Annotated in this window: 20 protein-coding genes and 1 pseudogene; 11 read left to right on the top strand and 10 right to left on the bottom strand. The window is 59.2% G+C overall.

Going from position 1 to position 24,515, the window contains the following annotated elements; translation table 11 throughout:
• Positions 1 to 70 precede the first annotated feature (70 nt).
• The gene (tnpC, locus tag QO002_RS00235) at positions 71 to 1,669 is read left to right on the top strand and encodes an IS66 family transposase (RefSeq protein WP_307225515.1); all 1,599 of its coding nucleotides are present in this window, start codon (positions 71 to 73) and stop codon (positions 1,667 to 1,669) included.
• A gap of 284 nt (positions 1,670 to 1,953) precedes the next feature.
• On the opposite strand, the pseudogene QO002_RS00230 reads toward tnpC, so the two are convergent.
• A pseudogene (locus QO002_RS00230) lies at positions 1,954 to 3,068 on the bottom strand (IS110 family RNA-guided transposase).
• A gap of 833 nt (positions 3,069 to 3,901) precedes the next feature.
• Between QO002_RS00230 and QO002_RS00225 the strand changes: the two are divergent.
• Positions 3,902 to 4,288 (top strand): SMI1/KNR4 family protein, encoded by a 387-nt coding sequence (locus QO002_RS00225; RefSeq protein WP_307225513.1) that lies wholly within the window; start codon positions 3,902 to 3,904, stop codon positions 4,286 to 4,288.
• Positions 4,289 to 4,906: 618 nt separating this feature from the next.
• Here QO002_RS00225 and fsa read toward each other — a convergent pair.
• Positions 4,907 to 5,560: a fructose-6-phosphate aldolase gene (gene fsa / locus QO002_RS00220; RefSeq protein ID WP_307225511.1), complete on the bottom strand. Its 654-nt coding sequence runs from the start codon at positions 5,558 to 5,560 to the stop codon at positions 4,907 to 4,909.
• A gap of 80 nt (positions 5,561 to 5,640) precedes the next feature.
• Here fsa and QO002_RS00215 point away from each other — a divergent pair, with 80 nt between their 5' ends.
• Positions 5,641 to 7,845 (top strand): primosomal protein N', encoded by a 2,205-nt coding sequence (locus QO002_RS00215; RefSeq protein WP_307225509.1) that lies wholly within the window; start codon positions 5,641 to 5,643, stop codon positions 7,843 to 7,845.
• Between the two features lie 58 nt (positions 7,846 to 7,903).
• On the opposite strand, the gene QO002_RS00210 is transcribed toward QO002_RS00215, so the two are convergent.
• Positions 7,904 to 8,413: a hypothetical protein gene (locus QO002_RS00210; protein ID WP_307225507.1), complete on the bottom strand. Its 510-nt coding sequence runs from the start codon at positions 8,411 to 8,413 to the stop codon at positions 7,904 to 7,906.
• 392 nt (positions 8,414 to 8,805) lie between these two features.
• On the opposite strand from QO002_RS00210, the gene QO002_RS00205 reads away from it, so the two are divergent.
• The 7 genes from QO002_RS00205 to QO002_RS00175 all read left to right on the top strand — a co-directional run bounded on the left by QO002_RS00205 (position 8,806) and on the right by QO002_RS00175 (position 16,193).
• A complete protein-coding gene (locus QO002_RS00205) occupies positions 8,806 to 9,192 on the top strand; it encodes an AGROH133_08824 family phage infection protein (protein WP_307225505.1) in 387 nt (128 codons plus the stop codon).
• Between the two features lie 269 nt (positions 9,193 to 9,461).
• The gene (locus QO002_RS00200) at positions 9,462 to 10,022 is read left to right on the top strand and encodes a F0F1 ATP synthase subunit delta (protein ID WP_307225503.1); all 561 of its coding nucleotides are present in this window, start codon (positions 9,462 to 9,464) and stop codon (positions 10,020 to 10,022) included.
• A complete protein-coding gene (gene atpA, locus QO002_RS00195; protein WP_307225501.1) occupies positions 10,022 to 11,551 on the top strand; it encodes a F0F1 ATP synthase subunit alpha in 1,530 nt (509 codons plus the stop codon). Before QO002_RS00200 ends, atpA begins: the two co-directional genes overlap by 1 nt.
• A 26-nt stretch (positions 11,552 to 11,577) precedes the next feature.
• Positions 11,578 to 12,453 (top strand): F0F1 ATP synthase subunit gamma, encoded by an 876-nt coding sequence (locus QO002_RS00190; protein ID WP_307225499.1) that lies wholly within the window; start codon positions 11,578 to 11,580, stop codon positions 12,451 to 12,453.
• A 24-nt stretch (positions 12,454 to 12,477) separates the two neighbouring features.
• Entirely contained in the window at positions 12,478 to 14,001 is a 1,524-nt protein-coding gene (gene atpD / locus QO002_RS00185; protein WP_307225497.1) for a F0F1 ATP synthase subunit beta, read from the top strand.
• A 116-nt stretch (positions 14,002 to 14,117) separates the two neighbouring features.
• On the top strand, positions 14,118 to 14,525 hold the full coding sequence (locus QO002_RS00180) for a F0F1 ATP synthase subunit epsilon (protein ID WP_307225495.1): 408 nt from the start codon (positions 14,118 to 14,120) through the stop codon (positions 14,523 to 14,525).
• 240 nt (positions 14,526 to 14,765) lie between these two features.
• On the top strand, positions 14,766 to 16,193 hold the full coding sequence (locus QO002_RS00175; RefSeq protein WP_307225493.1) for a mannose-1-phosphate guanylyltransferase/mannose-6-phosphate isomerase: 1,428 nt from the start codon (positions 14,766 to 14,768) through the stop codon (positions 16,191 to 16,193).
• A 60-nt stretch (positions 16,194 to 16,253) separates the two neighbouring features.
• On the opposite strand, the gene QO002_RS00170 is transcribed toward QO002_RS00175, so the two are convergent.
• Positions 16,254 to 17,357 (bottom strand): saccharopine dehydrogenase family protein, encoded by a 1,104-nt coding sequence (locus QO002_RS00170; RefSeq protein WP_307225491.1) that lies wholly within the window; start codon positions 17,355 to 17,357, stop codon positions 16,254 to 16,256.
• Positions 17,358 to 17,481: 124 nt separating this feature from the next.
• On the opposite strand from QO002_RS00170, the gene QO002_RS00165 reads away from it, so the two are divergent.
• Positions 17,482 to 17,913 carry an Lrp/AsnC family transcriptional regulator gene (locus QO002_RS00165; protein WP_307225489.1) on the top strand — a complete coding sequence of 144 codons (432 nt, stop codon included), beginning with the start codon at positions 17,482 to 17,484 and terminating at the stop codon, positions 17,911 to 17,913.
• Positions 17,914 to 17,951: 38 nt separating this feature from the next.
• On the opposite strand, the gene QO002_RS00160 is transcribed toward QO002_RS00165, so the two are convergent.
• From QO002_RS00160 to QO002_RS00135, 6 genes are all read right to left on the bottom strand, one after another.
• Positions 17,952 to 18,215 (bottom strand): formate dehydrogenase subunit delta, encoded by a 264-nt coding sequence (locus QO002_RS00160; RefSeq protein ID WP_307225487.1) that lies wholly within the window; start codon positions 18,213 to 18,215, stop codon positions 17,952 to 17,954.
• Entirely contained in the window at positions 18,205 to 19,032 is an 828-nt protein-coding gene (gene fdhD, locus QO002_RS00155; protein WP_370878431.1) for a formate dehydrogenase accessory sulfurtransferase FdhD, read from the bottom strand. Before fdhD ends, QO002_RS00160 begins: the two co-directional genes overlap by 11 nt.
• Before the next feature lie 313 nt (positions 19,033 to 19,345).
• On the bottom strand, positions 19,346 to 22,225 hold the full coding sequence (gene fdhF / locus QO002_RS00150; RefSeq protein WP_307225485.1) for a formate dehydrogenase subunit alpha: 2,880 nt from the start codon (positions 22,223 to 22,225) through the stop codon (positions 19,346 to 19,348).
• The gene (locus tag QO002_RS00145; RefSeq protein ID WP_307225483.1) at positions 22,209 to 22,460 is read right to left on the bottom strand and encodes a DUF4287 domain-containing protein; all 252 of its coding nucleotides are present in this window, start codon (positions 22,458 to 22,460) and stop codon (positions 22,209 to 22,211) included. Before QO002_RS00145 ends, fdhF begins: the two co-directional genes overlap by 17 nt.
• Entirely contained in the window at positions 22,457 to 24,013 is a 1,557-nt protein-coding gene (locus tag QO002_RS00140; RefSeq protein WP_307225481.1) for a formate dehydrogenase beta subunit, read from the bottom strand. The genes QO002_RS00145 and QO002_RS00140 overlap by 4 nt, the downstream gene beginning before the upstream one ends.
• The gene (locus QO002_RS00135) at positions 24,010 to 24,477 is read right to left on the bottom strand and encodes a formate dehydrogenase subunit gamma (protein WP_370878527.1); all 468 of its coding nucleotides are present in this window, start codon (positions 24,475 to 24,477) and stop codon (positions 24,010 to 24,012) included. The genes QO002_RS00140 and QO002_RS00135 overlap by 4 nt, the downstream gene beginning before the upstream one ends.
• Between the last annotated feature and the right edge of the window lie 38 nt (positions 24,478 to 24,515).

Below are 24,515 nucleotides of genomic sequence, written 5' to 3'. Positions count from 1 at the left end.
ATCCAAAAAATCTCACGCATGTTACTGTAAACGCTAGGAAAAGATCACTATTTGTGATCTACTTCCTGCTATGATGTTCTCTGCTTCGGACCTTCCTGACGACGTTGATGCACTCAAGGCGATGATCGTCGCCATGAGTGCAGAAGGCGCCGCTGCCCGAGCGGAGATCACCCGGCTTGAGGCATTGAAGAAAGACACTGACGAGCGGATCGCCACCCTCACTGCGATTGTGAAAGTTCTACAGCGTGCTCAGAAAGGCACCCGCTCAGAACGGCTTCGGTTGGGAATCGACGATGATCAGATCGACTTTGCGTTCGAGGAGGTCGAAACCGGCTTAGCGACGATCGACAGCGAGCTCGACCAGTTACGGAAAGACAAGCCGAAGCGGGAGGCTCGCCCGCGCAAAGGCTTTGCCGCTCATCTCGAGCGTATCGAGGAGGTCATTGAACCTGAAATCCCTGAAGAGTGCCAAGGGTTGGAAAAGGTTTTGATCGGCGAAGACCGATCCGAGCGGCTCGATGTCATCCCACCGAAGTTTAGGGTTATTGTCACCCGCAGACCTAAATACGCGTTTAGGGGCCGTGACGGCGTGCTGCAGGCTTTGGCACCTGCCCATATCATCGAAGCTGGCCTGCCGAGCGAACGGCTCCTGGCCTACATCGCCGTATCCAAATACGCCGACGGCCTTCCGCTCTACCGTCAGGAAACAATCTACCTGCGCGACAGCGTGGTACTGAGCCGCTCCTTGATGGCTCAATGGATGGGACATCTCGGCTTCGAGCTCAAGATCCTGGCCGATTACATCCTGGAGAGGATTAAAGCAGGTGAAAGGGTCTTTGCCGACGAAACGACATTGCCGACCCTGGTGCCTGGTTCGGGAAAAACAATGACGGCATGGCTGTGGGCCTATGCACGTGATGATCGGCCGTTCGGGGGATCAGGGCCACCAATGGTCGCCTACAGATTTGAAGACAGCAGAGGTGGGCGCTGTGTGGCCCGTCACCTGAGCGGCTTCAACGGCATTCTCCAGGTTGATGGGCACGGCGCCTATACGAGCATGGTCAAAGAGCAGGTCAAGGCCGGCAGCAACGAAACCATCACGTTGGCAGGGTGCTGGGCGCATGTCAGGCGCAAATTCTACGAACTCCATGTGGGGGGTATCAATCACGCCGCGACAGCCTCGGTGAAGGCGATGAGCGAGTTGTGGAAGGTCGAGGACGAGATCCGGGGAAAGGATGCCAACATCCGTGCTGCCGCACGACAAGAGCGGTCTGCGGCCATTGTCGCCAACCTTTTTGACATCTGGGAAAAGGAGCTCGCGAAAGTTTCTGGCAAGTCCAAGACCGCGGAAGCGATCCGCTATGCAATGACCCGCCGACAATCTCTGGAACGCTTTCTCGGTGACGGCCGCATCGAGATTGACTCCAATATCGTCGAGCGCGCAATCCGTCCCCAAACGATCACACGGAAGAATAGTCTATTTGCCGGAAGCGAAGGCGGTGGCAACACATGGGCCACGATCGCCACGCTTTTGCAGACAGCTAAAATGAACAACGTCGATCCGCTCGCCTGGCTGACACAGACCTTAGTTCGCATGGCCAACGGATGGCCCGCGCAGGATATCGACGCTCTGATGCCGTGGAACTTCGAGTCGAGCGTGGTCGGCTAACCGCTCTGATGTCCGTTGTCAATGTTTTGAGCGCAAGGAACCTCCCGCTTCAAGCAGCGGCTGTTAATGGTAATGATCGCGCATGGGTGGAGGCGGAACTCAAGGACGTCGGTGATCAAGCTCTGATGCGCGGGTTGGGTACCGCATTCCCGATTGTGCGTCCGGGGCTGTTCCTATCTTACTGCGGGCGTCGATCAAGTGTCGGCCACAAAGCGGATGACGGGTGTTCCCCTGCCGTTGTCCCGCCTCCGCCCATGCGCGAGGTGCAAGTTCGATGCGGCGATCTACGATTTGATCGACTGCGCCTCCCTTGCAACGGCCCACATGAAGCCACTCAGCTCGCGGGCAATGGCGGTACAAACCACCGTCGTTCGCTTTCCTCGTCCGGTCAACACACGATAGCGAGCTGTCAACCGGCTTTGGGCTTTCCATGCGATCTCCCGCACTCTCGATGGAGCTTGCTCCATACGGTACAGCTTCCTCGCGCCAACCTTCGGCGGTGGCGATATGTCCAAGCGCTCTCGACCAGCATGTGCCGAACACGTCCATTGCCTGCCTTGGTGATTGAGCCCCGTCTGACTGTCTCACCCGTTGATCGTTCACCAGGAACCAAGCCGAGATAGCCCATCAGTTGGCGGGGGCTTTCAAATCGGGTGACGTCACCGACCTCTGTTGCGAAGGTGACAGCGACGATCAAATCGACCCCTCGTAACGTCTGTAGTGCTCGAACGACGGGCGCAAGAGACCAAGTGGGTAGAAACTCCTCAATCACCTTCTCCAGCCGTTCGACACGCTCCTTCGAGATGCGGACCGCCTCAACCATTTCCTGCAAAGCGATCTGATGCGCGGGGTGATCGAACTGTTGCTCCTGCAGCCAGCACAGATATCGCATTGTCCAGCCCTTCTTGCGTGGATAGATGCGACTATGCTTGAGCATAAAGGCACCTACCTGTTGCCGATGAACCCGTAATGTCTCGACAGCAGCAGCTCGAGCACGAACAAGATCGCGCATAGCCTCATGGCCCTCGTCGGGAACCCACACTGCCGTAAGCTCGCCGGCCCTCAATAGCCGGGCGAGCGCGAGTGCGTCTCGACGGTTCGTTTTCACCCGGTCGCCAGGCTTCCTTGGAATCAATGATGGGGCGACAACCATGCATTCATGGCCAAGGGATTGGATCAGCCGATGGAGGCCATACCCGGTCGGGCCCGCCTCGTAGCAGAAATGAATGCGGTCAAACTTTGCGGCTATCCGCTGGATGATACGGCGCATGCTGGTATCGGACGCATCAACCTCACCCCAAAAGCGAACCTCTCCATCCCGGCCAGCTTCGGCAACAGCAATCGCGTTCTTCAGCTTGGCAACATCGATTCCGACAAATACTTCTCTATAATCTGCCACGGCTCGTCCTCCTGTGATGAGGATCGGCTCGGCCTATCCGAGCAACCCTCGGAAGACCAGTGTAGGGCGAGCCACCTCAGCTACGAAGACGGACATACGGTCTTACGATCCAACAGACCTAGATGGGGACAACATCCCCGACTTTTTGGACTCATATCCCGGCGTAAATGATCAAGCCATACCAATTTATGACGTCAGTCCGAATCTAAGCGGCCCCGGTATCGGCGGGCTGGCGGCTGCCGCGGCTGGATCGGCTATTATTGACCATCCTCTGGGTCCTATTCGCGGATATCTAAATGACTTGGAGCAAAAAAGCGGAATTGGGATCGGCTCTAAGCAGCGACAATATCTCGCCGACGACATGCGAATGAACCAAAAAGCCGTAGGAAGCATAACTGGACAGGAGTTAGCCACAGCACGAAAAGAGTGGGCAAATCGGCGTGCTTCGCTGCAAGCGGAATGGGAGAGGCAGACAGGGAAATCATGGCCTAAGATATACTAAAGAAGACGTTGAAAACGGTCTTGGCCACAAAGGCACCGTGGTCGGGGGGTTCTATGATGCTCACCACATTCGTCAGCTTAACGACGGCGGTAAAAATGCTTGGTGGAATATGACCCCGGTTGGAGCTGGAAATCATCAAGGCGGAATTCATAAAACAGGTGGAGCACTTAGTTCACTGCGGGATTTTTTTAGCGGTCTCTTCGGCGGGAAATAGAGGTAATTCAGATGGACGAAAAATTCGATACTCACGTCTTGAATTGGTATAGTCAGTTTGTACATGACAGATCAGAAAATGATGATCATACTTCTCCAAATTTTTTCACCCGAATAGATGAAAAATGATGTCCTTAAATTCGAAAATGAGTTCGGAACTATACTTCCTGATTCATATCTACAATTCTTAAGAATAATTGGAGATGGGCGATTAAGAGAAGATATAAAAGGCAAATTTAGTGAATTTCACGAAAATGTTTTTCTTGATACATTAGATATAACGGAAATCTTGCGAAAAGATTCTGATGAATGGGACATATATCCGGATTTTATTACAGATAATGAAATTCCATTTTTTTATATAGGCGATAATTCAGTTTTGGTTTTTAGAAAAAACGATGGTAGCAAGGTATATTTTCCACATTTAGACGATATATATGCAGAAAGTTTCGGGGATTTTTTGAAGAAACTGATGAGAAAAATTAATTTTTACAACGAATTGTAGATACATTATAGAATATGATTATCAAAATAATTGTATTATTGCTTATTATTTTGGTTGCATTGCGATTTCGCCTGATTAATATGTTGCGTTGCTCGGGTTTGAATCTTGATTGTGCGGCGGACTTCTGTTTCTGCTGACTCTGACCCACTTCAGCCAATTTACTGTATCGGTTATTCCATGCCCTATTTTTGGGGACCGAAAGCATTTGCAACCGGCACGGTTTCCTCTCGCTTTGCGACAGGTGACGAAACGTTTTACGGCGCTCCCAAGCGGCTGAAAAAACAATCTAAGGCATTCAGGGGCGTGTACTTAGCGGATAATGATAAACGGAATTTCGATTGCATGCTTCGAGATGTATTTGAGATCAGCTTTCTTTCCTAAGGGCATCTTCATCGTCGGATAAAAGGCAAAAATCTGGGTGATTGGATTGCCGAAAACCCGTTCGGCACTCTTCGGCATCTGACATCTCATCGTTGGCGATGGGGTGTGCCGAACGAAGATATTCCGTTTGTACGTGATGTTTTGATCGAGGCGGGACTGACTGTTGTAAAGGAATAGCAACAAAAAACCCTGCGACGGTGGCGCAGGGTTCCTCATGTTACCAAAATCCAGAAAAAATCAGCCGATCTTCTGGCCTGTCTTTGCCCAGTCAGCGAGGAAGGTGGCAAGGCCGGCTTCGGTCAACGGGTGCTTGACGAGGGCCTTCAGCGTTGCCGGAGGTGCGGTGACGACGTCGGCGCCGATCAGGGCGGCTTCCTTGATGTGGTTGACCGTGCGGGCAGACGCCGCGAGAATTTCGGTCTCGAAGCCGTAGTTGTCGAAGATCTGGCGGATTTCGCGGATCAGGTCCATGCCGTCGATCGCGATGTCGTCGAGGCGGCCGATGAAGGGCGAAACGAAGGTCGCGCCGGCCTTGGCGGCGAGCAGTGCCTGGTTGGCCGAGAAGCACAGGGTCACATTGGTCTTGTGGCCATCGGAAACGAGGTTTTTGCAGGCCTTGAGGCCGTCGAGCGTCAGCGGCAGCTTGATGCAGATGTTGTCGGCGATCTTGGCGATAACAGCCGCTTCCTTCATGATCGTCTCGTAGTCGGTCGCGGCAACTTCGGCCGAAACCGGGCCTTCGACGATGCCGCAGATTTCCTTGGTGACTTCAAGGATGGCGCGGCCGGACTTGAGGATGAGCGAGGGGTTGGTCGTCACGCCGTCAACGAGGCCCAGGTCGTTCAGTTCCCGGATTTCGTTTACATCGGCTGTATCGACAAAAAACTTCATGGAATTCTCCCTTGGGCCACGCGGCTGCGCTGTTGTTTCGGGGTTTCCTTTAACGCAATCCGAAGGCAAGGTCACGGTCGATGACAGAAGATTCGACCGATTTGTTTGGGGACCTGTTTGCCAAGCGGGTCGTGCCTGTGATGGTGCCTATGCCCGCGCCGAAAGCATACTCCTATACGGTGCCGGAGGGAATGGCGGTGCAGCCCGGCTCCATCGTGCAGGTGCCGCTCGGGCCGCGCCAGGTCATGGGTGTTGTCTGGGACGAGGAGGGGCAGGATGCTGTTGACCCCAAGAAGCTGAAAGAGATCACGCTCGTCTTCGATTGCCCACCGCTGAAGCTGGAAATGCGCCGCTTTCTCGATTGGGTCTCCTCTTATACGGTCTCGCCGCCCGGTCTCGTGGCGCGCATGGCATTGCGCGCGCCAGCAGCGCTCGATCCCGAACCGATGGTCGAGGCCCTGCGGCTGACGGACATGAGGCCAGAGCGCATGACGGACGCCCGTTCGCGCGCCATCGCTGCCGCCGACAACGGTTTTGCCTGGACCCGTTCGGGCCTCTCCCACGCGGCCGGCGTCTCGTCGAGCGTCATCGACGGGCTGACGGCGCAGGGCGTGTTCGAAACCGTCTTCATGTCGCCGCCGCCAGTGGTCGCCGTTCCCGATCCGGATTTCGTACCCCCGCGGCTGGAAGGCCCGCAGAAATCTGCAGCCGAGGAACTGTTGCGGAAGGTTGCGGAAGGCGGCTTCTCCGTCTCGCTGATCGATGGCATCACCGGCTCCGGCAAAACGGAAGTCTATTTCGAAGCCATCGCCGCGACCCTGAAGGCGGGCAGGCAGGTTCTGATCCTGCTGCCGGAAATCGCGCTGACGGCGAGCTTCCTCGAACGCTTCCAGGATCGATTCGGCTCGAAGCCGGCCGAATGGCATTCGGACCTCGCCCCGCGCACCCGTGAAAAGGTCTGGCGGCAGGTGACGGAGGGCGGCGTGCGCGTCGTCGCCGGCGCACGCTCCGCGCTTTTCCTTCCCTTCGAGGATCTGGGCCTGATCATCGTCGATGAAGAACATGACCCTGCCTACAAGCAGGAAGACCGCGTCTTCTACAATGCCCGCGACATGGCTGTCGTGCGCGCCCGGATCGGCGATTTCCCTGTCGTGCTCGTCTCCGCCACCCCCTCCGTCGAAAGCCGGGTCAATGGCGATCTCGGGCGTTACACCGCGATCCACCTGCCGACGCGCTATGGCGACGCCGCACTTCCCCATCTCGGCGTCGTCGACATGCGCCGCCACCCGCCGGAGCGCGGCGGCTTCCTGTCACCGGTTTTGCTCAACCAGATCGGCAAGGCAGTGGGGCGCGGCGAACAGGCGTTGCTGTTCCTCAATCGCCGGGGTTACGCGCCGCTGACGCTCTGCCGTGTCTGTGGGCACCGTTTCCAATGCCCGGATTGTTCTAGCTGGTTGGTGGAGCATCGGTTCCGCGGCCAGATACAATGTCATCATTGCGGTCATGCGGAGAAGACGCCGGAAGCCTGCCCGGAGTGCGGCACCTTCGATCATCTCGTCGCTTGCGGGCCGGGCGTCGAGCGTATCGCAGAAGAAGTGGATCGCCATTTTCCGGATGCGCGCACCATCGTGCTTTCCTCGGATCTCATGGGCGTGAAGCGCCTGCGGCTGGAGCTGGAGGCGATCCAGCGCGGCGAAGCCGATATCGTTGTCGGTACGCAGCTGGTCGCCAAGGGGCATAATTTTCCGATGATGACCTTCGTTGGTATCGTCGATGCCGATATCGGCCTCTCCAACGGTGATCCGCGGGCCGCCGAGCGTACCTTCCAGCTCTTAAGCCAGGTCACGGGTCGCGCCGGCCGCACGGGCTTGAAGTCGCTTGGCCTGCTGCAAACCTACCAGCCGCAGCATCCTGTCATGCAGGCGATCGTCTCCGGTGATTCGCATGCCTTTTACGAGCGCGAGATCAGTGAGCGCGAAAAGGCTTTGCTGCCGCCCTTTGGCCGGCTTGCTTCACTGATCGTGTCGGCCGAAACCCGCGCCGATGCGGAAGGTCATGCGCGTGGCCTGCGCCAGGCGGCACCCAACGTCAGCGGCATCAGCATCCTCGGCCCCGCCGAAGCCCCGCTCGCCCTCATCCGCGGCCGCCATCGCTTCCGCCTCCTCGTTCACGGTCGTCGCAACAGCGACATGCAGGGCTTCGTCAAGACGATGATCGCGGCCGGGCCGAAGCCACGCGGCACGATCAGCGTGCAGCTGGATATCGATCCGCAGAGTTTTCTTTGAGATTGCAGATTACTAGCGGATGAGTGCGGCCTAAAAATCCGGTGACCTGAATGAGCTATTATCCGCCGGCAATAATTGTTCTCGCATAGGGCCCTCGTTGCGATGGAGGAACAAGCTTTAGGTTGAGGAACTTCTTCAATGCATCGCATAGCTGGCGGGGTTCCGCGCTGGCAGGATTCTGAAGAGCGTCGGCATCGTTTTCTGTCAAACCCAGCATATCCCTCACTATCGGCCCGATTTGTTCGAGAGGCAGCTTTTCGCCAAGCTTGTTGGACTTTCCGTCGATATAAGCAACTCGCAATGCCTCGGAATAGATTTTGTATGCCTTGCCAACCTGCGGAATCGAAAAATCAGGAGTGGAGAAGCTGCCATCCAAGAAGTGAACGCATCCCTCCTGATGCTGGACGGAGAGAAGCTCAATCAAATTCAAAGCTTTTTCGGCGGCTGCGATCGCAATTGCATCATTCGTGCTTGAAAGCGCGGGAACGCTATATTTTGCGGCCATTGCCAAAATAGTTTTGCGGCCGGTACCCCAATCCTGTGTCTCGTTAGCCGCTTCGATGATCACTCGCGCCTCTTACATGTGATCGGATAAAACTGCGTGCGTTACCGGATCGGTTGCGGCCAACTGCTCCATGGTGTTCTCAAAGAGGTCCGCTGGCCATATATTCAAATTGCCGTTTTCCAACTCGGTAATCAGCAGGCCACCAGCATACGAGGCGATAAAGTGAATATCAGTGAAGAAAGTCTCTTCATCATTTTACTGCCTGGCTTCATTGGCAACCCTTCGCAAAAGTGCGCTTCGTGTCCTCAAGCGAGGAAGCTAACTGACACTCACAGAAAGTCTCGGCGTGGTCGAGACAGCGGATCGGGGAAACTGGCCTCGTCCCCGATTCCCTTTTCTTTTGACCTAGGATAAAGCTCGCGTCGGATGGCTGAAATGGAGCGAGGATACGGACCATGGAATTCTATATCCCGACGGAAACCGGCGAGTTCCTCGCGTTCTGCGCTGCCCTTGCCACTGCGGCGATCGGTCTTATCTTCCTCTTCGCCCCCGGCGTCGCCTTCCGCGCGCTTGGCCTTGATCTGCGCGAAGGTCGCCGCGGCGGTTATGCCGAAGCGCGTTCGGTCATGGGCGGCTTTCCATTGGGGCTCGGTCTTGCGGCGCTGCTGCTCGCCCAGCCGATGGTCTATCTGGCGCTGGGTGCAGCCTTTGCGCTGGCGGCTTTCGGCCGCATTCTCTCCATGCTGTCGGATGGTGGCAATACGCTTCTCAACTGGATTTATCTCGCAATCCAGATGGTGCTCGCGGCGTTGCCGCTGGCTTACGTATTCGGGATGATCTGAGGGACACGCGGTCGCAGCACAGCAATCGACTGCATCATTTCAAACCTCATTTTTGGCAAAATTTGGCCCAAGGATGCCGAGTTATCGCGCATTCGTCGCCTTGGCGTGTTGCGAGTCCAGATATCCTATGCTAGACGAACCGCGACTTGTGGGGGAAACAAGCTGCCCGGCTTGAAGAACCCGACAAATATCGCAACAAATTCAATGTGTTGGGTTTACGGCTCGCCGCAGACATCGCTCTTGAATTAAAATGAGAGAAGCTTGTACCCGTGGCAGATACATCCGAGCTCATTTCCGGTGTTGCAGAAAGGTACGCGTCTTCGCTGTTTGAGCTTGCCCTCGAGGCAGGCTCCGTGGAGAGCGTAGGGTCTGATCTGGACCGTTTCCAGTCCATGATCGATGAGAGCGCCGATCTTAAGCGCCTGATCGTCAGCCCGGTCTTTTCTGCCGATGACCAGTTCAAGGCAATTTCTGCCATCATCGCAAAGGCCGGCATTTCCGGTCTGGTTGCAAACTTCCTCAAGGTCGTTGCCCGCAATCGCCGCCTCTTCGCGGTTCCCGGCATCGTCAAGTCCTATCGCGTCGTCGCCGCCCGTCATCGCGGCGAAGTGTCTGCTGATGTGACTTCGGCCCATGCGCTCTCGGCAGCGCAGCAAACAGAATTGAAGGCGGCGCTGAAAGGCGTCACCGGCAAAGACGTGGCGATCAACGTCACTGTTGATCCGTCTATTCTCGGTGGTTTGATCGTCAAGGTCGGGTCCCGCCAAATTGACACTTCCCTTCGCACAAAGCTCTCGAGCCTTAAGCTTGCACTGAAAGAGGTCGGCTGATGGATATCCGCGCCGCGGAAATTTCCGCAATTCTCAAAGATCAGATCAAAAATTTCGGCCAGGAGGCAGAAGTCTCCGAAGTCGGTCAGGTGTTGTCCGTCGGTGACGGTATTGCCCGCGTCTACGGTCTGGACAATGTCCAGGCAGGTGAGATGGTTGAATTCCCGGGTGGAATTCGCGGCATGGCCCTGAACCTTGAAGCCGACAACGTCGGTGTCGTTATTTTCGGCGCCGACCGTGAAATCAAGGAAGGCGACACCGTCAAGCGGACTGGCGCCATCGTTGACGTTCCGGTTGGTCCCGAACTGCTCGGCCGCGTCGTTGACGCGCTCGGCAATCCGATCGACGGCAAGGGCCCGATCAATGCGACCCGCCGTTCGCGCGTCGACGTAAAGGCTCCTGGCATCATTCCGCGCAAGTCGGTTCATGAGCCGATGTCGACCGGCCTCAAGGCCATCGACGCCCTGATCCCGGTTGGCCGTGGCCAGCGCGAGCTCGTCATTGGCGACCGCCAGACCGGCAAGACCGCCATCATTCTGGACACGATCCTGAACCAGAAGGCCATTCACGACAACGGTCCGGAAGCTGAGAAGCTGTTCTGCGTCTACGTCGCTATCGGCCAGAAGCGTTCGACCGTTGCCCAGTTCGTTAAGGTTCTCGAAGAACGTGGCGCCCTGAAGTACTCGATCATCATTGCTGCGACGGCGTCTGATCCTGCTCCGATGCAGTATCTTGCACCGTTCGCCGGCGCTGCCATGGGCGAATATTTCCGCGACAACGGCATGCACGCGCTGATCGGTTACGACGACCTTTCCAAGCAGGCCGTTGCCTACCGCCAGATGTCGCTCCTCCTGCGCCGTCCTCCGGGCCGCGAAGCCTATCCGGGCGACGTTTTCTATCTGCATTCCCGCCTGCTCGAGCGCGCTGCAAAGCTCTCCGACGAAAAGGGTGCTGGTTCGCTGACGGCTCTGCCGGTCATCGAAACCCAGGGTAACGACGTTTCGGCGTTCATCCCGACCAACGTGATCTCGATCACCGACGGCCAGATCTTCCTTGAAACCGACCTGTTCTACCAGGGCATCCGCCCGGCTGTGAACGTCGGTCTGTCGGTTTCCCGCGTGGGTTCGGCCGCTCAGGTCAAAGCGATGAAGCAGGTTGCCGGCTCGATCAAGGGCGAGCTCGCCCAGTATCGCGAAATGGCCGCCTTTGCCCAGTTCGGTTCGGACCTTGACGCTGCAACGCAGCGCCTGCTGAACCGCGGTGCGCGCCTGACCGAACTCCTGAAGCAGCCGCAGTTCTCGCCGCTGAAGACGGAAGAGCAGGTTGCTGTGATCTTCGCAGGCGTCAACGGCTACCTCGACAAGATCGCCGTCAACAAGGTTGGCGCTTTCGAGCAGGGGCTTCTGTCTTACATGCGCTCCGAAGGCAAGGGCATCCTCGACACCATCCGCACGGAAAAGGCCATCAGCGACGACACCAAGAGCAAGCTCAAGGCTGCTCTCGATGCCTTCGCCAAGTCTTTCGCCTGATCGGGTTCCATAAGGACGGATAACGGATGCCTTCACTAAAGGATCTGAAAAACAGGATCGCCTCCGTCAAGGCGACGCAGAAGATCACCAAGGCGATGAAAATGGTCGCCGCGGCGAAGCTTCGGCGTGCCCAGGAGGCGGCCGAGGCCGCACGGCCCTATTCGCAGCGGATGAGTGCAGTTCTCTCGAACATCGCCCAGGCTGTCGGCGGGGACGCCGATGCCCCGTTGCTGATGACAGGCACCGGCAAGGATCAGACGCATCTTCTCGTCGTCTGCACGGCAGAACGCGGCCTTTGCGGCGGCTTCAACAGCCAGATCGCGCGTTTTGCGCGTGATCATGTCCGCAAGCTTCTGACCCAGGGCAAGACGGTGAAGATCGTCTGCGTCGGCAAGAAGGGCTTCGATATCCTGCGTCGCGAATTCGCGCCGCTGATCATCGAGCGCGTCGATCTGCGCGAAGTCAAGAAGATCGGCTTCGAGAACGCTGACGCGATCGGCAAGAAGGTCATCTCGCTCTTTGAAAAGGGTGAGTTCGATGTCTGCACGCTGTTCTATTCGGAGTTCAAGTCGGTCATCTCGCAGGTTCCGACTGCACTGCAGCTGATCCCGGCCGCAGAGCCGGAAGCCGCTCCGGTCGATACCGGCGCAGTCTATGAATATGAGCCCGATGCGGGTGAGATCCTGAGTGATCTGATCCCGCGCAATATCTCGGTTCAGGTGTTCCGGGCTCTGCTCGAAAACGTCGCCGGTGAAATGGGTGCCAAGATGAGCGCGATGGACAACGCCACGCGCAATGCCGGTGAGATGATCAACAAGCTGACCTTGTCGTACAACCGTCAGCGTCAGGCACAGATCACCAAGGAACTCATTGAAATCATTTCGGGCGCGGAAGCGCTCTAAGGTTACGGAAAGAGGGTAAGAATTATGGCTAAGGCAGCTACCCCCACAGATACCGCAGCGGTCAAGAAGCCGGCTGCACCGCGCAAGGCAGCTTCTGCCAAGGCCCCAGTCGCTGTCGTTACGGCAGCGGGCGCTGTTGGCCGCGTCACCCAGGTCATCGGCGCCGTCGTCGACGTTACCTTCAACGAAGGTCAGCTTCCGAAGATCCTGAACGCGCTGGAAACCGACAACAACGGCAACCGCCTTGTTCTCGAAGTTGCCCAGCACCTCGGCGAAAACGCTGTTCGCACGATCGCCATGGACTCGACCGAAGGTCTCGTTCGCGGCCAGCCCGTGACCGACACCGGCGCTCCGATCACCGTTCCGGTCGGTCTGGAAACGCTCGGCCGCATCATGAACGTCATCGGCGAGCCGGTTGACGAAGCTGGTCCGCTGATCACGTCTGGCAAGCGCTCTATCCACCAGGAAGCGCCGTCCTACGTCGAGCAGTCGACCGAAGCGCAGATCCTCGTCACCGGCATCAAGGTTGTCGACCTGCTTGCGCCTTACGCAAAGGGCGGCAAGATCGGCCTGTTCGGCGGCGCCGGCGTTGGCAAGACCGTTCTGATCATGGAACTGATCAACAACGTCGCCAAGGCACATGGTGGTTACTCGGTGTTTGCTGGCGTGGGTGAACGTACCCGCGAAGGCAACGACCTTTACCACGAAATGATCGAATCGGGCGTGAACAAGCATGGCGGTGGCGAAGGCTCCAAGGCAGCCCTCGTATACGGCCAGATGAACGAACCGCCGGGTGCCCGCGCTCGCGTCGCTCTGACGGGTCTGACGATCGCTGAACAGTTCCGCGACGAAGGCCAGGACGTTCTGTTCTTCGTGGACAACATCTTCCGCTTCACCCAGGCAGGTTCCGAAGTGTCCGCTCTTCTCGGCCGTATTCCTTCGGCCGTTGGTTATCAGCCGACGCTTGCCACCGACATGGGCCAGATGCAGGAACGCATCACCACGACGACCAAGGGTTCGATTACTTCCGTTCAGGCCATCTACGTTCCGGCCGACGACTTGACCGACCCGGCACCGGCAACCTCGTTCGCCCACCTGGACGCAACGACCGTTCTGTCGCGTTCGATCGCTGAAAAGGGCATCTATCCGGCCGTTGACCCGCTCGACTCGACGTCGCGCATGCTCGACCCGATGGTTGTCGGCGAAGAGCACTACGAAATTTCCCGTAAGGTGCAGACGACCCTGCAGCGCTACAAGTCGCTTCAGGATATCATCGCCATCCTGGGCATGGACGAACTGTCGGAAGAAGACAAGCTGGCCGTTGCCCGCGCCCGCAAGATCGAGCGCTTCCTGTCGCAGCCGTTCTTTGTCGCAGAAGTCTTCACCGGCTCGCCGGGCAAGCTCGTTGCTCTCGAAGACACGATCAAGGGCTTCAAGGGCCTCGTCAACGGCGACTACGATCACCTTCCGGAAGCCGCCTTCTACATGGTCGGCTCCATCGAGGAAGCGATCGAAAAGGCCAAGCGTCTGGCTGCAGAAGCCGCTTGATGTGAGAACCAAGCCGGGGCGTCTGACGCCCCGGCCGTCCGGCGCCGGATAATCTCCGCCGCTTGATTAAATTGTCTGCCGGTCGTGACCGGTAGCGCCAGAAGAAGCGAATGATCATGGCTGATTTCAACTTCGAGCTTGTTTCTCCGGAACGTCTGCTCCTTTCCGAGCGGGTGACGGAAGTCGTCATTCCCGCAACGGAAGGCGAAATGACGGTTATGGCCAACCATGCCCCGACCATGACAACCCTGAAGCCGGGCGTCGTGACCGTGAAGACGGCCGGCGGCAAGACCGAGCGATATGTGGTTTTCGGCGGCTTTGCCGACATCCTGCCGACCGGTTGCACGTTGCTTGCAGAATCGGCGGTTCCGGCCGACGAGCTTGATCGTTCTGCAATTGAAAAGCGCGTCGCCGCCGTCAAGTCGCAGATCGATGAAAACAGCCACAGCGACGAGCACCTTACGCGCCTCGAGCAGTTCCTCTCGGAATTGACTCAGCTCAATGAGATCGTCGTCGCTGCCTGATTGCTCGGGATAACCCGCATTTTTCAAACCCCGCTCCGGCGGGGTTTTTTATTGCCTGGTGAAAGGGACTGTCGCGGTTTCCGTCCTGGTTTTTGAATCGTATCCGCGGTGCGCTGCCGCATTAAGTATGGATGCAGTTTGATGAAGCCCTCGTTTCCCTTTGACGCAATCCTGCGGTAGCATTGGCTATTTCCAGGATTGAATTTGGGTGGCTTGCCGCCAACAAGCATAGAGGTATCGATGTCGTCTAAAATCATCCCGGTCATCATGGCCGGTGGCAAGGGAACGCGCCTCTGGCCGCTATCCCGCGCTGAAGCTCCCAAACAGTTTCTCCAGTTTCTGGGCGATTTTTCCCTTTTTCAGCGTACCCTTCAACGGGTTTCCGACCCGGCGCTCTACGCGCCAGCAATCATCGTCACCAATGCGGATTTCCGCTTCATCGTGGCCGAGCAGGCCCGCAGCGTCAGCGCCGATCTGGCAGCGATCCTTCTGGAGCCGATCGCGCGCAATACCGCGCCGGCCCTTGCGGCCGCCGCCTTTGCCATCCTGCGCGATCATGGCGATGGTGCGATCATGCAGGTTCTGGCGTCCGACCACGAGATCGTCGCCGACGAAACCTATTTCGAGTGCATCCGGTTGGCGCGCGCGACGGCTGCAACCGGCAAGCTGGTGACCTTCGGGATCAAGCCGACCGAAGCTGCGACAGGCTATGGCTATATCGAAACGGGCGATTCGCTGCCGACGGGCGCGAGTAAGGTTTCCCGGTTCATCGAAAAGCCGAACCAGGAGCGGGCCAACGAATTGATTGCCGATGACCGCTATCTCTGGAACTCCGGCATGTTCATGCTGCCGGTCAGCCAGTTCCTGGGCGAAATCCTGCGCTATGCGCCCGGTGTCTATGACGCCGCGCAGAAGGCGATGCAGGCGGCGGAAGAGGATCTCGATTTCATCCGTCTCGACGCGGCCGCCTTTTCGCAGGCTCCGGATATCTCGGTCGACTATGCCGTCTTCGAGAAGACCCCGGATGCTGCTGTCGTCCCCTCCGCTTTCCGCTGGTCCGATCTCGGCAGCTGGGATTCGGTCTGGGCTGTCGGCGACAAGGATGCGGATGGCAACGTGCTCGGCGAGAAGGTGACGGTCAACAACACCCGCAACTCGCTCGTGCTCTCCCGTGACATCCATGTCGCGGTGCAGGGACTTCAGGATGTCGCCGTCATCGCCAGCGAAGATGCCGTCTATATCGGGCCGCTCGCCGACAGCCAGAACGTCGGCCAGATCGTCAAACGACTGGCGGCGTCCAAGGCAACCAACGCGCTCACGCAAACTCACCCGACCTCATATCGCCCGTGGGGCTCGGTCGCGTCGGTGCTTTCCGGCAAGCGCTTCGAAGTGAAGAAGCTCCGGGTTCGGCCCGGTGCCAGCATTTCACTCCAGAAGCACCATCATCGGGCGGAGCACTGGATCGTCGTGCGCGGTACGGCCGAAATCACCATCGATGGCAAGACGCATCTGCTGCACGAGAATCAGTCTGTCGATATCCCGCAAGGCTCTGTCCACCGTCTCAGCAATCCCGGCAAGATCCCGCTGGAACTGATCGAGGTCCAGACCGGCTCCTATCTCGGCGATGACGACATCATCCGCCTTGATGACGATTTCGGTCGCACCTGATTCCCAAACGAAAACGCCCGGCATCGAGCCGGGCGTTCTCCTCCTCCGCAGGTGACCGTCTTAGCTTGCGGCCTTCTCGGTGTAATGGCGCTGTTCATAGTAGTGGCCGAAGCGGCTCTTCAGGAAAGCGTCGAGGCTGATCTCTTCCTGGCGAACGAAACCTTTTTCCGGCAGTTCGCCATGGGCGAGCATGTCAAGCACGGCGCAGATGCTGCAGGCCGTGGTGATCTGGATCGCGCTCATCATGCGGCCGGCGACAACGGCGCTGTAGACCTTGTTGGCATAGGTTTCCTGCACCAGACGGCCGTCCTTGCGGCCCGAGACGGTCACGAAGACGATCACGACATCCTGCATGGTCGAAGGCAGCGAGTTTTCGAAGATATCCTTCAGCACTTCGCGGCGATGGCGCAGGCCAAGATCGTTGAGAAGCGCCTTCATGATAGCGGCGTGGCCGGGATAGCGGATCGTGCGGTAGTTCAGCGTGCGAACCTTGCCCTTCAGCGTTTCGCAGAGCGTGCCGAGGCCGCCCGAGGTGTTGAAGGCTTCATAGGTGACGCCATCCAGCGAGAATTCCTCGCGTTCTTCCAGCGCCGGCACTTCGATGAGCTGGCCTTCGACGATGGCTTCGCAGGGCTCGATATACTCGTTGATGACGCCGTCCGTGCTCCAGGTCAGGTTATAGTTGAGCGCATTGGACGGATATTGCGGCAGGGCGCCGACGCGCATGCGCACGCTGTCGAGCGTGTCGAAGCGGCTGGCGAGATCGTTGGCGACGATCGAGATGAAGCCCGGTGCGAGGCCGCACTGCGGAATGAAGGTTGTCTGTGCGGTTTCGGCGATCTGCTTGACGCGGCGGGTGGATTCGACGTCTTCGGTCAGGTCGAGATAGTGGACGCAGGCCTTGGCGGCAGCTTCGGCAATCGCAATTGTCAGATGGTAGGGCGCAGCGCTCAAGACGGCAAACTTGCCGGAAAGCAGCTTCACCAGCGCCTCGCCATCGGCGATATCGATCTGTGCAGTGGAGATAGCAGCGTGCGCTTCGATCTGGGCCAGTTGTTCGGCGCTGTGATCGGCGAGCGTCACCTGATAGTCGCCGGAGTTCGCCAGAAGCCGCGCAATGGTCGAGCCGATCTTGCCTGCGCCGATGACAACGATGTTTTTCATGACTGCAATCCCCCTCATGTGCATTCGATGCTCAGATGATGGGGGTAAGTGTCGTTGAAATGTAGCTTCAATCTGTTAGAAATGCCGTATCTATTTCGGCATATTGACGATCAGGTTTGATGAAATGACGATATCGGACAAAGACCGCCAGCTTTTGTCACTGCTCAGTGAAAACGCCCGGATGCCCACGGCGATGCTGGCGCGAAAGCTCGGCCTGTCGCGTACGACGGTTCAGTCGAGGATCGAGAAGCTGGAGCGGGATGGTGTGATCGCCGGTTATGGCATCCGGCTTTCGGATGATTTCGAGCAGGGCCTCGTCAAGGCCCATGTGCTGATCACGCTGGCGCCCAAGGCCCTGGCGCGGGTGACGCAGGAACTGCATGCGCTTCAGGAAGTGCGCACCCTGCATTCCGTCAGCGGCAGCTTCGACCTGATCGCCATCGTCGCCGCCCCTTCGATCAGCGCGCTCGACCTGATCATCGACAGGATCGGGGAAATAGACGGGGTGGAGCGCACACTCTCATCCGTCGTTCTCTCGACGCGAATCAGTCGATGATTCGCGATTTGCAGAGCTGGGATAACTGGTTCAATAGATCAGGCTTGGGTGGTCTGCCCCACATCGGCAGGTCGCTTGATATGCGTCGCTGCTGCCACGACAAGCGGGTCGAAGCGCGGATCGCCCTTGTCGATCATTGCGAAAAAGGCGCGGCGCATGCGCTGTTCCCAGAATTTGTTGATATGGCCGGCAATGCCTGCCGCACGTTCTCCTTCCGGCTGGGATTTGAAGAAGGTGGCGATCTGGTTTGCCATATAGACCAGCTTGTCGTCCGTCGTCTTGTGCGGTTCGTCATGCGACATCGGCGGCTGCTCCTGCAGATATGCGGTCATTTTGGGTAAAGATCTCGAAGTCGTCGCCGCGCACCAGCGCAACCAGCGTCATGCCTGCCTTGTCGGCCGCGCGGATGGCAAGCGCCGTCGGGGCCGAGATGGCGATGATGACGGGGCTGCCGATGATCGCGGTCTTCTGCACCATTTCGACCGAGACCCGACTGGTGACGACAATCGCCCCATCCCGCCCGGGGTAGCCGGCCCGAGCGATGGCGCCGATAAGCTTGTCTAGCGCATTGTGGCGGCCGACATCCTCGCGCACGGCGACAATGCCCTTGCCGGGCACGTAGAAGCCGGCGCCATGAACCGCGCGCGTCTCGAAATGCAGCGGCTGACGGGCGCCTAGTTCGGCAACAGCCGCGACGATGTCGTTTTCGCGCATCCGCAGCGGAGACGTGTTGACGGCAGGGGTCGGCCGCACGGCCTCCTCGATCGATTCGATGCCGCAGAGCCCGCACCCCACCGGCCCGGCCATATGGCGGCGGCGGGCCACAAGCCTGTCGTTACGCTCGTCCACGAGGCGGATCTGCAGGTCGATGCCGATCTCGCTAGCCTCGATCCCGATTTCCTCGATCTCGCCGCCGTTCGTGACGATGCCTTCGGTCAGGCTGAAGCCGACGGCGAAATCCTCCAGATCGGCCGGGGTCGCCATCATCACGGCATGGGTCGAGCCGCCATAGCTGAACGCAACCGGCGTCTCCTCCGGGACGGTGCGTTCGCCTTCGCCGAGGATACCTTTGCGGCGGAAGGTTTCGCGGACTTTGGTTGTGGTTTTGAAGGAGGTCACAAAGCCACCTCTCCCTCCCGAGACGAGATCGGCAGGGCGCGATCGCGATTGTCCGCTCTCTCAAAAAGGAGAATTGTGGACGATGGAGGGCGCGGCATATCCCTTCTCCCCGCTGGCGGGGAGAAGGTAGCAGGCAGGCCGGATAAGGCGCGCGCTGGGGCAACCATAAGCGTAGAGATGTTGCCCCTCACCCTAGCCCTCTCCCCGCAGGCGGGGAGAGGGGACGACGGAGCATGTAATTTGCTCCTTTCGCCCCATAAGGGAGAAAAGGGTTGATCAAACAGGCGCTGCGCCAAACTCCGCATTCCCGGTCCTATTCCGCCGCCTCGAGCTTGGCGACGATCCGCCGTGACTGGCGGGCCTGCTCGTCATATTCCACCTGCCAGTCCGAAGGCCCGTTGGAGGGTGAGACCTGCACGGCGGTCACCTTGTATTCCGGGCAGTTGGTCGCCCAGTCGGAGAAATCCGTGGTGATGACGTTGGCCTGGGTCGTCGGGTGATGGAAGGTGGTGTAGACCACGCCCGGCGCCACGCGGTCGGTGATCAGCGCGCGAAGCGTAGTGTCGCCGGAGCGGCTGGTGAGTTTGATCCAGTCGCCATCGTGAATCCCGCGGTTTTCGGCATCATGCGCATGGATTTCCAGCCGGTCCTCCTCGTGCCAGACAACATTTTCGGTACGGCGCGTCTGGGCGCCCACATTGTACTGGCTGAGAATGCGGCCGGTGGTCAGCAGCAACGGGAAGCGCGGTCCGGTCCGCTCGTCCGTTGCCACGTATTCGGTGCGGATAAACTTGCCCTTGCCACGCACGAAGCCGTCGATGTGCATGATCGGTGATCCCAGCGGCGTCTTCTCGTTGCAGGGCCACTGAACCGAGCCCATCTTCTCCAGATAATCATAGGACACGAGCGCAAAGCTCGGCGTCGTCACCGCGATCTCGTCCATGATTTCAGAAGGATGGCTGTAGTTCCAGCCGAGACCCATGGCCTGCGCCAGCTTCTGCGTCACCTCCCAGTCGGCATAGCCGTTCCTCGGCGTCATCACCTTGCGCACGCGGTTGATGCGGCGCTCGGCATTGGTGAAGGTGCCGTCCTTTTCGAGGAAGGTCGAGCCCGGCAGGAAGACATGGGCATAGTTGGCGGTTTCGTTAAGGAACAGGTCCTGCACGACGACGCATTCCATTGCGGCAAGGCCGGCGGCAACATGCTTGGTGTCGGGGTCGGACTGAAGAATGTCCTCGCCCTGGATGTAGAGCCCCTTGAACGAACCATCGACGGCCGCATCCAGCATGTTGGGAATGCGAAGCCCCGGCTCGTGGGAAAGGGTGACGCCCCAGAGCTTTTCGAAGATATCGCGGGTGGCATCATCCGAGACGTGGCGATAGCCGGGCAGCTCGTGCGGGAACGAGCCCATGTCGCAGGAGCCCTGCACGTTGTTCTGGCCGCGCAGCGGGTTTACGCCGACGCCGGGCCGGCCGATATTGCCGGTTGCCATGGCAAGGTTGGCAATCGCCATGACCGTGGTCGAGCCCTGGCTGTGTTCGGTGACCCCAAGGCCGTAATAGATGGAGCCGTTACCGCCAGTCGCAAACAGGCGGGCAGCGCCACGCAGGTCCTCCGGGTTCACGCCGGTATATTTCTCGATGGCTTCCGGGCTGTGGGTCTCGTCCGAAACGAATGCGGCCCAGTCCTCAAATTCCGACCAGTCACACCGTTCGCGGATGAATTTTTCGTCGTAGAGCCCCTCGGTGACGATCACATGGGCGAGCGCCGTCATGATGGCGACATTGGTGCCGGGTTTCAGCGGCAGGTGATAGGCCGCCTCGATATGGGGGGAGCGGACGATATCGGTGCGGCGCGGATCGATGACGATCAGCTTGGCGCCCTGGCGCAGCCGCTTCTTGAGGCGCGAGCCGAAGACCGGATGCCCGTCCGTCGGATTGGCGCCGATGATGATGACCACGTCAGTCTGTTCGACCGAATCGAAATCCTGGGTGCCGGCAGACGTGCCGAAGGCCTGGCCGAGGCCGTAGCCGGTGGGCGAATGACAGACGCGGGCGCAGGTATCGACATTGTTGTTGCCGAAACCGGCGCGCACCAGCTTCTGCACGAGGAAGGTCTCTTCGTTGGTGCAGCGCGAGGAGGTAATGCCACCGATCGATTCGCGGCCGTACTGATACTGGATGCGGCGGAATTCAGAGGCGACGTGAGCGTAGGCCTCTTCCCAAGTCACTTCCCGCCAGGGGTCAGAGACCTTTTCGCGGATCATCGGGTTGAGGATGCGTTCCTTGTGGGTGGAGTAGCCATAGGCGAAGCGGCCCTTGACGCAGGAGTGGCCACGATTGGCCTTGCCGTCTTTCCACGGCACCATGCGCACGAGTTCCTCGCCGCGCATCTCCGCCTTGAAGGAACAGCCGACGCCGCAATAGGCGCAGGTGGTGACGACCGAATGTTCCGGCTGGCCGATCTCGATGACAGATTTCTCCGTCAGCGTCGCCGTCGGGCAGGCCTGTACACAGGCGCCGCAGGAGACGCATTCGGAGGCGAGGAAATTCTCGTGCATGCCGGGCGACACGCGGCTGTCGAAGCCGCGGCCCTCGATCGTCAGCGCAAAGGTGCCTTGCACTTCCTCGCAGGCGCGCACGCAGCGCGAACAGACGATGCACTTGGAAGGATCATAGGTGAAATAGGGGTTCGATTCGTCCTTCGGCATCCAGCGGGTATTGGCTTCGCCATTGTCCCGGGCCTTGACGTGGTTGTCGCCCTCGTAGCCGTAGCGCACATCGCGCAGGCCGACGGCGCCAGCCATGTCCTGCAGCTCGCAGTCGCCATTGGCGGCACAGGTCAGACAGTCGAGCGGGTGGTCGGAGATATAGAGCTCCATCACGCCCTTGCGGATGTCTTTCAGCCGTGAGGTCTGGGTGTGCACCTTGAGGCCGGGTGCGACCGGCGTCGTGCAGGAGGCCGGCGTGCCGTTGCGGCCCTCGATCTCGACGAGACAGAGGCGGCAGGAGCCGAAGGCATCCACCATGTCGGTGGCGCAGAGTTTCGGCACCTTGATGCCCGCTTCCACGGAGGCGCGCATGATCGAGGTGCCTTCCGGCACGCTGATCTCGCGACCGTCAATGGTCAGCGTCACCATCTTCTCTGAGCGGGAGACGGGCGTGCCGTAGTCGATTTCAGGAACGAGAGACATGGGAACCTCCGGGCAATTCTTGGGACTTGGTCTCGGCGAGCGTCGCCGCGACAAGCGCGTTGGCATGGCCATGGCCCAGGCCGTGTGTTTCCTTCAGGAACGCCACAATCTGCATATGGGCCTTGCCTTCCTGCGCGCGAACGATCGCTTTCCAGTGCTCGATCGGCTGGCCGTACTTCTTCTCGATCGAGGGGAAGTAGGAGGCTGGACCTTTGACCTTTTCCGGCTCGCTCATTCCGCAGCCTCCACCACCGGCGCCGGCGAAAAATCTTCCGGGAAATGCGTCATCGCGCTCATCACCGGATAGGGTGTGAATCCGCCCAGCGCACAGAGCGAGCCGAATTTCATCGTGTTGCAGAGATCGGCGAGCAGCACCTTGTTCTTCTCCGGCTCAATACCGCGGGCGATCTTGTCTGCCGTTTCGACGCCACGCGTCGAGCCGATGCGGCAGGGCGTGCACTTGCCGCAGCTTTCGATCGCGCAGAACTCCATCGCGAAGCGTGCCTGCTTCAGCATATCGACCGTATCGTCGAAGACGGTGATGCCGGCATGGCCGATAAGGCCGTCCCTTGCAGCAAAGGCTTCGTAGTCGAATGGCGTGTCGAACATCGAGACCGGAAAATAGGCCCCGAGCGGCCCGCCGACCTGCACGGCCTTGACCGGCCGGCCGCTTGCCGTGCCGCCGCCGATCTTCTCGACGATCTCGCCAAGCGTCAGGCCGAAGGCGACCTCATAGAGGCCGCCATGCTTGACGTTGCCGGCGATCTGGATCGGGATCGTGCCGCGCGAGCGGCCCATGCCGAAATCGCGGTAGAAGCCGGCACCCCGGTCGAGAATGACCGGCACGGAGGCAAGCGACATCACATTGTTGACGACGGTCGGTCGTCCTAGAAAGCCTTGCAGCGCCGGCAGCGGCGGCTTGGCGCGCACGATTCCGCGCCTGCCTTCCAGGCTGTTCAGCAGTGACGTCTCCTCGCCGCAGACATAGGCGCCTGCACCGCTGCGCACTTCCATGTCGAACGCATACGCAGAACCGAGCACCGAGGCCCCTAGTATCTTTTCTTGGCGCGCGATGCGGACGGCCTCGTCCATGACAGCGATTGCGTGCGGATATTCCGAGCGGATATAGACATAACCCTTGGTCGCGCCGGTCGCGATGCCGGCGATCGCCATGCCTTCGATCAGCACGAAGGGATCGCCTTCCATGATCATCCGGTCGGCAAAGGTGGCGCTATCACCTTCGTCGGCGTTGCAGACGATGTATTTCTGCGGACCCGCCGCATCCATCACCGTCTTCCACTTGATGCCCGTCGGGAAGCCCGCGCCGCCGCGGCCGCGCAGGCCGCTGTCGGTCACTTCCTTGACGATCTCGGCCGGCGCCATGGAAATCGCCTTTTCGAGCCCTGTCAGGCCGCGATACTGGCGATAGTCGTCGAGCGACAGCGGATCGGTGACGCCGCAACGCGAAAAGGTGAGGCGCGTCTGGCTCGCATAAAAGGGAATGTCGTGGGTCTGTCCATGACAGAGCGGATGCGCGCCACCTTCAAGGAAGCCCGCGTCAAAGAGCGAGGCGACATCCGAAGGACGTACCGGCCCGTAGGCGATGCGGCCGTGATCCGCACGCACCTCGACCAGCGGCTCCAGCCAGAGCATGCCGCGTGAACCGTTGCGCACGATGCGCGCATCGACGCCGCGAGCAGCGATTTCCTTCTCGATGGCGGCTGCCACCTTGTCGGCGCCGACGGCAAGGGCAGCGGCATCGCGGGGAACGAAGATCGTGACGGTCATCGGCGGGCCTCCGCAACGAGGTCGGCAATCGCGTCGTCATCAAGCCTTCCGTGCACCTCGCCGTCGAGCATCGCGGCGGGTGCGGTGGAACAGAGGCCAAGACAGTAGACTGGCTCCAAAGTGACCGCGCCGTCCCCGGTGGTTTCATGGAAATCGATACCGAGCAGCGCCTTCACCTTCTCCGCCAGCCTGTCCGATCCCATGGATTGGCAGGCTTCAGCCCGACAGAGCTTCAGAACATGACGGCCGGCGGGATGGCGGCGATAGTCGTGATAGAAGGTCACGACGCCGTGCACTTCGGCGCGTGAAAGATTGAGCTCGCGGGCGATGATCGGAAGGCAGTCTTCAGGGACATAGCCGAATTCGGCCTGGATCTCGTGCAGGATCGGCAGAAGCGGCCCTTCGAGCCCCTTGAGATCGTTGACGATCGACAGGGTGCGTGCGTCGATATCCGGCACAGGCATATGCAAATTCACCTTCAAACCTCCCAGACAGGCATCGA

Origin of the sequence: Pararhizobium capsulatum DSM 1112 (assembly GCF_030814475.1) — a bacterium.
In the GTDB taxonomy this organism is placed as follows: domain Bacteria; phylum Pseudomonadota; class Alphaproteobacteria; order Rhizobiales; family Rhizobiaceae; genus Pararhizobium; species Pararhizobium capsulatum.
The sequence above is the reverse complement of the archived record's forward strand: the minus strand, read 5'-3'. Positions and strand labels throughout refer to the sequence as shown.